We start from the raw sequence: 7,171 nt of genomic DNA, 5'->3' as shown, positions 1-7,171 counted from the left end.
GGATGCCTAGCTTGCCCGGCGTGAATCGCTTCTCTCGCCTCCTGCTCGCCTGCCTGCTCGCCAGCACGGCCTGCGTCCACCGAGATCATCCCCAGCAGCTGCGCATCCATCAGGACCTGCCCGACTCAGGGCCGGACCTGTCGTTCGCCCTCTACCAGTCCGTGGGCGTGGGGCTGCGCCCGGGCCACGTGGTGGAGCTGGTCCAGGACGACCACATCCTCGACTCCCTCGAAGGGGAGATCCGCCAGGCCCGCGAGTCGCTCCACCTGCTCACCTCGAGCTGGCGGTCCGGCGAGGTCTCCGAGCGGCTCATCCGCGCGCTCGAGACGCGCCAGCCGGGCGTGACGTGCCGCATCCTGGTGGACTCGCTCGACAGCCCGGGCTTCGCGGAGAAGGTGGAGCCACGGCTCGTCCAGGCCGGGTGCGAGGTGCGCACCTTCCGCCCCTTCATCGGCGCCACGGTGGTGTTCGACGACGAGCGACTGGACGCGCGCAACCACCGCCAGCTCGTCATCCGCGATGGCCGCAGCGGCCTCACCGGAGGCTCCGGCGTGGGGCCGGCCTGGCGCCGCGAGAAGGGCCCGGCGGAGGCGTGGCGGGACACCTACGTCCACGTAACGGGCCCGGCCGTGCGCCAGTTGCAGCGGGCCTTCGCCGAGGGCTGGCAGGAGGCGGGCGGCGCGCTGCTCCCGGACTCGGCCTTCCCCCAGCTCGAGTCCCAGGGCGAGGCCCGTGCCGGCTTCATCGCGAGCACCGGCTCGCCCGCGCTCAGCCACTCCGAGCGCATGGTGCAGGTGCTCATCGCCTCCGCCCGGCGCCGGCTGTGGCTCACCAACGCCTGCTTCATCCCCACCGTCGCCACCACGGACATGCTCATCCGCAAGGCCCGTGAGGGCGTGGACGTGCGCATCCTCGTGCCCGGCCTGCGCCACGGAGGCCCCCATGCCGTGCTCGCCGCGCAGCGTGCCGCCTATGAGCGACTGCTGGAGAACGGCGTCCGCGTCTGGGAGTACCAGCCGGCCCCCCTGCACGCCCGCACCCTCCTCGTGGACGACAGGCTGGCGGCCGTGGGCTCCACCAACATGGAGCCCAACTCGAGCGCGATGCTCCAGGAGGGCGCGCTCGTCGTCGAGGATCCCCAGCTCGCCCGCGCGCTCGCCGTCACCTTCGAGCGCGACCTGCTGCACGCGGTGGAGATCCGTTGGGAGGGGTGGCGGCAGCGCGGGCTGCTCGAGCGCTTCGCCTACCAGCTCCCTCGCTCTACCCCCGCCTGCCCCTGAGCGGGCACACCGGAGCCCACAACGGACAACGGCGGCCCCTCCCGGGAGCGTGAGCTTCCCATCCCCGGGGCCTCCGGCATCCGCCAGCGGACAGATACACCTGGGAGAAATGGGCATCCCCCTTGCTCCAGCGGGGAGCGATGAGATTCGCACGCCTGCTGTGCTCCCTGTCCGTTGCCTTCCTGCTCGCCTGTGAAACCGAGCGTCCGGAGCCCATCCCGATGGGTGAGGAACAGACGCCCGTCCAGGAGGAGCCACCCACCCAAGCCGCTCCCAAACCGTCCCTCCCGCAGCAGCCGCTCCCACCGCCCGAGCCAGCGCCCTCGCCTCCACCCCAGCCACCGCCACCGCCTCCATCGCCGGTGCCCGAGGCGCAACGCCCCTTCGTCCTGCCGCCGGTGCAACAGGCCCTGCAGGACTACGAGCTGGTGCTGCCACCAGGGGTGCTGGAGCAGTTCCTCGCGGACAAGAACACGCCGGAGCAGGACGCCGTCTTCCGCTGCAATGGCGTGAGCTACCCGGTGAAGGTGCGCCTGCGCGGGGCCTCCGCCCGGGACTTCCCGAAGAAGAGCTGGAACGTGAAGTTCGAGGGCGACGCCCGCTTCGAGGGACGCAAGTCGCTCAACCTCGTCGCCGAGTACGCGGACGCCTCGATGCTGGCGGAGAAGCTCGCCTATGACGTGCTGGCGGCCCTGCGCGTGCCGGCCCCGCGTGCGAAGTACGTCCGGCTGCACCTCAATGGCCGTTACGAGGGCGCCTTCCTGGACATCGAGCAGGTCGACAAGTCCTTCCTGAAGGCCCATGAGTTCCCGGACCGGGACGCCACCATCTACCGCGCCGGCTGGAAGGACACCGAGTTCAAGCTGCGCGCGTGGAAGGTGCCCTACCAGGGCAACTGGAGCCAGAAGACGAACGAGTCGAAGCCCGACGATGCCGCGCTCGACGAGGTGCTGTACGCCATCAACCGCACCCCCGAGCCGGAGCTGCCCGGCGTGCTCGAACGGCACCTGGAGCTGGAAGGCTACCTGCGCTCCATGGTCATGGACGCGCTCATGGCCAACAACTACATCGAGGACTCGGAGAGCTACTTCATCCACGACCGGGTGACGGGCCGCTGGGTGTACGTGGCGTGGGACCTCAACAACGTGGACGCGCGCTGGTGGCACTCCATTCCCCTCGACCAGAACCCGCGGCCCATCTACCGCCACCCGCTCTTCTCCTTCACCCTCACCGACGCGGTGGTGGCCAAACGGTACGTGGAGCGCAAGGACGTCCACCCGGGCTACCTGCCCGTCTTCTCCAACCTGGGCACCCGCGTGGTGATGAACCCGGAGCTGCGCGCCCGGCTGGTGGCTCGCCTCGAGAAGGCCCTGGAGGAGCTCTTCACCCCGGAGGTGATGGGAGCCCACATCGACAAGCTGCACGCGCTCCTCGCCCCGGCCATGGCCGGCGACCCATACATGGACCTCGCGAAGTTCCAGGCGGGCCGCGCCTTCATGAAGGAGTTCGTCAGCAAGCGGCGCGAGTTCCTCCAGAAGGAGCTGAAGCGCTACCGCGAGCAGAAGCCCGGGCTGGTGCTGGAGGCCGTGGACGCCCGCGAGGGCTGGGTGGAGCTGCGCAACCGGGGCCAGGAGGCCGCGTCACTCGGTGGGATGGTGCTCACCACGCACCTGCGACGGAGCATCCCCAGCCTGCTGCGGCCCGGGAGTGGTCCGCCCGTGGGCGTCGTCCTGCCGGGCGTCACACTCGCTCCGGGCGAGCGCGTGCGCTTCACCGCCGCCGAGCTGAGTCTCACCTTCACGCCCGATGGGGAGCTCGGCGTCTTCGATGGCCAGTCCGTGGTGGGAATGAAGGACGTCCTCTTCTACGGGCCGCTGCCGGACGGGAAGCACTACGAGCGCACCGAGGACGGGAGGAGCTGGCGGGTGCGCTGAAAGCCTCGCGCCAGCGGTCACGGGTCTGGGGGAACCCGCCGCTGGCGCGAGCCTCCACTCGGAGGTGGAAAGACGGGTCAGGAGTGGGTCGCCTCCTCGCCCAATGCCTGGGTCGTGACGGTGCCTCCGCACTCCTCGCCCAGCGCCTCGGTGGTGACGGTGCCGCCCTCCTCGTTCAACGCCAGCGTCGTGACCTTCGATTTGCCGCCGCGGACCTTCTCCAGGTCCCGGGTGGGCAGCTCGTAGTCGATGAACGTCTTCCTCTTGCCGGTCTTGCTCATTGCGCTCTCCCGCGAGTGCGACGGTCCCAGGAAAGGACGCCGCGGATACCGAGGCAGCCTCGGCTCCCTCGGTGGGGGTGGAGCGCGCTGTCACGAAGTGTGATGCCGGACACCCCGGGCGCGGTTCAGCTCCGCTGCCCGGAGAGCGAGCGGAGCACTTGCTCCGCGCAGGCCCTGCCACCGCGGACGGCCCCCTCCTGACTCCCGAAGAAGGGCTGCTGCGTCCAGTCTCCCGCGAGGAAGAGGTTGGGCAGGGGGGTGGCCTGGGTGGGGCGCTGGGACATGGCCCCGGGCAGCGGGCGCACCAGGTGCTTGCGGTGCTTGAGCACCACGGCCTTCTTCACCTTCGCCTCTCGAATGGAGGGCTGCACCTTGCCGAGCGACTCGCACACCCGCCGCACCAGCGCGTCATCCGGGTCGTCGAGCAGGTCATCCGCGGGCGAGACGATGACCGACAGGCGGCTGCCCTCGCCGTACGGGTAGGCGTTGCGCGCCTGGTCCTGGTAGACGCAGGCATGGCTGTGGGCCACCAGCGTGAAGGCCTCGGAGCCTCCCGTGACGTCCCGGTCGAACCAGAGCTGCACGGAGATGGCGGGCGCCACCGGCAGCTCGGCGAGCCGCGCGAAGAAGGGCTCCCGCCGCAGGGGCTCCGGCACCAGCGGCACCAACTCCCAGACGGGAATGGCCACCACGAACCGGTCCGCCTGGAGCCGCTCTCCCCCCTCGAGGACGAAGCCGTCCACCTGCCCGGCTGTGCCCCCCGCCCCCGGCGAGTAGAGGATCTCCCGCAGCTTCACGTCCGTGCGGATGGTGGCGCCTCGCTCCCGCAGGTAGTTGGCGAGCGGCTGGAAGATGATCTCATCACGCGCGCCGCGATAGCCCCCCAGCAGCGCATGGGGCAGGTCGTAGGCGAAGTGGTGGATCCACCCGAGGAAGTTGTAGGCGGAGAACTGCTCGGGCTCGCTGAACTGGATGCCGCGGCAGAACGGGCGGATGAAGCGCTCCAGCACGGTGACGTCCCCATTCACGCGCTCCCACCAGTCGGCGATGGTCTCGCCGTCATGCTGGGTGCGCAGGTGCTCCAGGGACAGCACGCCCGGCGCGGCGAGCGGCACCAGGGACAGCTTGTCCAGCGGCCCGAGGTAGTCGTTCTGCCCCAGGATGCTCACCACCGTTTGCACGGGAGAGCGCAGCGGGTTGATGACGAAGGTGGCGTGCGCCCCGTCGGGATCCTGCAGCCGCAGCTCCTGCATCCAGAAGAGCGTCTGGTCCGGATCCCTGCCGATGCCTCGCAGGAGCGCCTTGAACTCCGAGTACACGCCGAGGAAGAGGTGCAGCCCCTGCTCCACCCAGTCACCGTCCGCGTCCTTGAAGGTGGAGGCGCGCCCACCGAGGTAGGGCAGGCCCTCGAGGACTGTCACCGAGCACCCCTCGTCCACGAGGTACTTCGCGCACGTCAGTCCCGCCAGCCCACCGCCCGCGATCACGACCCGCTTCGACATGCGTATCCTCCTGGCTAGACGCGTCCCGTCGCCAACCGCTCCGAGGGCGCGGGACGGACGGGGACACCGCGCGGTCGGGTGTCCTTGCGGCCCGCTCGGATCAACACCCACCCCAGGCCCACCAACAGCACGCCGAAGAGGAGGAAGCCCACGTCCCAGGCGAGCTGGTTCGCTCCCGGGTGGACGTGGTGGATGCCGAGCAACTGATGATCGATGAGCCCCTCCACCACGTTGAAGGCGCCCCACCCGAGCGAGAGGGAGCCGACGAAGGAGCGCGTCGACCAGGGCACCTCGGGGCGCTTGCCCGCGCGCCACAGCAGGCCCACGCCGATGACCGTGACGAGCCAGGTGAAGGCATGGAAGAGGCCGTCCCAGAACATGTTGACCTTCATCGCCACGAGGTCCGTGGGAGGCAGTTGGGACGAGAGCAGGTTGTGCCACTGGAGCAGCTGGTGCAGCAGGATGCCGTCGAGGAAGCCCCCGAGGCCCGTGCCGAGCAGCACGCCCGCCGAGATGACCGCGCCCTGGTGCCGTGGAGCTCTTGTCATGGTCCTCTCCCTCGCCGAGCTCATGGCCCGGTCTCGGGCTCGCGCGGCGACAGTCCAACGCGGTACAGGAGCGCGCTGAGCGCCCCGATGAGCAGGAACGGAACGAGCACCATCACCAGGTGGTTCCAGAAGCCCTCGCCCAGCACCGAGGTCCACACCACCCGCGCGGTGGGGCAATCCGGGCAGGCGAGCGCGACCGGAGTCATCAGCAAGCCCACCATCAGAGCGAAGGGCTGAAGCCCGCCAGGTCTCATCATGCACTCCTCGGGCCGATGCGCCCGTTCCGAGGGTAGGCACGGCGAGGAAGGGATGCGGGCGGCACCCTCCCGCTCGAAGGAGGGGTTGGCTGCCCGGCCGCGTTACCGCCGCTCGCGCACCACCAGCGTCCGGCGCGCGCTGAGTCCCCGGTCATCCGAGACGAGAATCTCGTGGGTGCCCGGCGAGGGCGCCCACCACACCCGCTCGTCCGCGTTCGCCGTGGCCAGGAAGGTGCCGTCCACGAACCATGTCAGCTTCCGGTCGCCCTCGACCTCGGCCTCCAGCGGCACCTCCTGCTGGTCCGCCGCCACGCCCGGGATGAGCAGCGCCACCTGTCCCTCTCCGGGCGAGATGATCTCCGGCGCTCGCTGAGCACCTCCGGGCTCGCAGCCGGGCGCGGGGGCGGGAGGCTGGGGCAACAGGCGGTGCTGATCCGCCAGCCAGCGCCGGATGCTCGCCGGCCACGTGAGGTACACGCGCGACTCCGTCTGCCTCCCGGCCCGGCAGGAGGGGCTCACCGCCAGCCCCGTCTTCACGTCCACCTCCACCCGCTGGTGGTAGGGACAGGACTCGGTCGGCACGTGGCTGCGCTTCGCGAACACCACTCGCCGCTGGGTACACGCCTCGGTGGGCAGGTGGCCCGACCAGGAGCACACCTCCACCTGGGTGAGCTCCGAGGGCACTACCGCGTCCGCGTCCTCGAGCCGCCCCCGAGGGCCCAGCCCCTCCAGGATGTCGAAGAGGATGGGCCCCGCTGCGTCCGCGCCCACCAGGTGCACGCTGGGGGCGTTGTCGAAGTTGCCCACCCACACCACGGCCGTGTGCCGAGGCCCCGAGCCCGCCGCCCACGCGTCGCGGTGGCCGAAGCTCGTCCCCGTCTTCCAGTGCACCCGCGGCGGCAGGCCCGTCAGCTTGCGGCGAGCCGGGAAGTCGGGCCGATCCTTCAGCGACAGCGCGCGCCGGGTGAGCCACGCCGCCCCGGGAGAGAAGAGCGGCTGCGCGCCGGCCTCGGGCTGGCCCTCCTCCAGCAGCTTCAGCGGGCGCGCGTGGCCGTTCTCGGCGAGGGCCACGTAGACGCCCGCCACCTCCAGCGGCGTGAGCTCGATGCCGCCCACCGCCGCGGACAGCCCGTAGTGGCCGGGCTCCGGGTGCAGGCTCGTCACGCCCGCCAGCCGCAGCGCCCCGAGGAAGCGCTCCACCCCGAGCCGCTGCAAGAGCTTCACGAAGGGCATGTTGAGCGACTGCGAGAGCGCGTCCTCCAGCCGCACCAGCCCCTGGAAGCGCCCATCGAAGTTGCGCGGCGCATAGGTGCCATACGCGGCCGGGATGTCCGCCACCAGTTGCTCGGGCCCGGCCAGCCCCTGGTCG

7 protein-coding genes are annotated in these 7,171 nt (G+C 70.7%); 2 read left to right on the top strand and 5 right to left on the bottom strand.

Going from position 1 to position 7,171, the window contains the following annotated elements; translation table 11 throughout:
• The coding region (locus VF697_RS16080) for a phosphatidylserine/phosphatidylglycerophosphate/cardiolipin synthase family protein (protein ID WP_331095902.1) at positions 1–1,280 on the top strand (1,280 nt) is incomplete at its 5' end.
• Positions 1,281–1,420: 140 nt separating this feature from the next.
• Positions 1,421–3,214 carry a CotH kinase family protein gene (locus tag VF697_RS16075; RefSeq protein ID WP_331095900.1) on the top strand — a complete coding sequence of 598 codons (1,794 nt, stop codon included), beginning with the start codon at positions 1,421–1,423 and terminating at the stop codon, positions 3,212–3,214.
• A gap of 77 nt (positions 3,215–3,291) precedes the next feature.
• Here the strand turns inward: VF697_RS16075 and VF697_RS16070 are convergent, their stop codons facing one another.
• The 5 genes from VF697_RS16070 to VF697_RS16050 form a co-directional block, all read right to left on the bottom strand.
• On the bottom strand, positions 3,292–3,495 hold the full coding sequence (locus VF697_RS16070; protein WP_331095898.1) for a hypothetical protein: 204 nt from the start codon (positions 3,493–3,495) through the stop codon (positions 3,292–3,294).
• Positions 3,496–3,620: 125 nt separating this feature from the next.
• A complete protein-coding gene (locus VF697_RS16065; RefSeq protein ID WP_331095896.1) occupies positions 3,621–4,997 on the bottom strand; it encodes a hydroxysqualene dehydroxylase in 1,377 nt (458 codons plus the stop codon).
• Positions 4,998–5,011: 14 nt separating this feature from the next.
• On the bottom strand, positions 5,012–5,545 hold the full coding sequence (locus VF697_RS16060) for a DUF2243 domain-containing protein (RefSeq protein WP_331095894.1): 534 nt from the start codon (positions 5,543–5,545) through the stop codon (positions 5,012–5,014).
• Positions 5,546–5,565: 20 nt separating this feature from the next.
• Positions 5,566–5,802: a hypothetical protein gene (locus tag VF697_RS16055; RefSeq protein WP_331095893.1), complete on the bottom strand. Its 237-nt coding sequence runs from the start codon at positions 5,800–5,802 to the stop codon at positions 5,566–5,568.
• Between the two features lie 102 nt (positions 5,803–5,904).
• Positions 5,905–7,171: penicillin-binding transpeptidase domain-containing protein (locus VF697_RS16050; RefSeq protein ID WP_331095891.1), on the bottom strand; the 1,267-nt coding region annotated here is incomplete at its 5' end.

This window comes from Archangium sp. (assembly GCF_036388035.1).
Lineage (GTDB): Bacteria > Myxococcota > Myxococcia > Myxococcales > Myxococcaceae > Archangium.
This window is presented reverse-complemented; position numbering and strand designations above follow the sequence as displayed.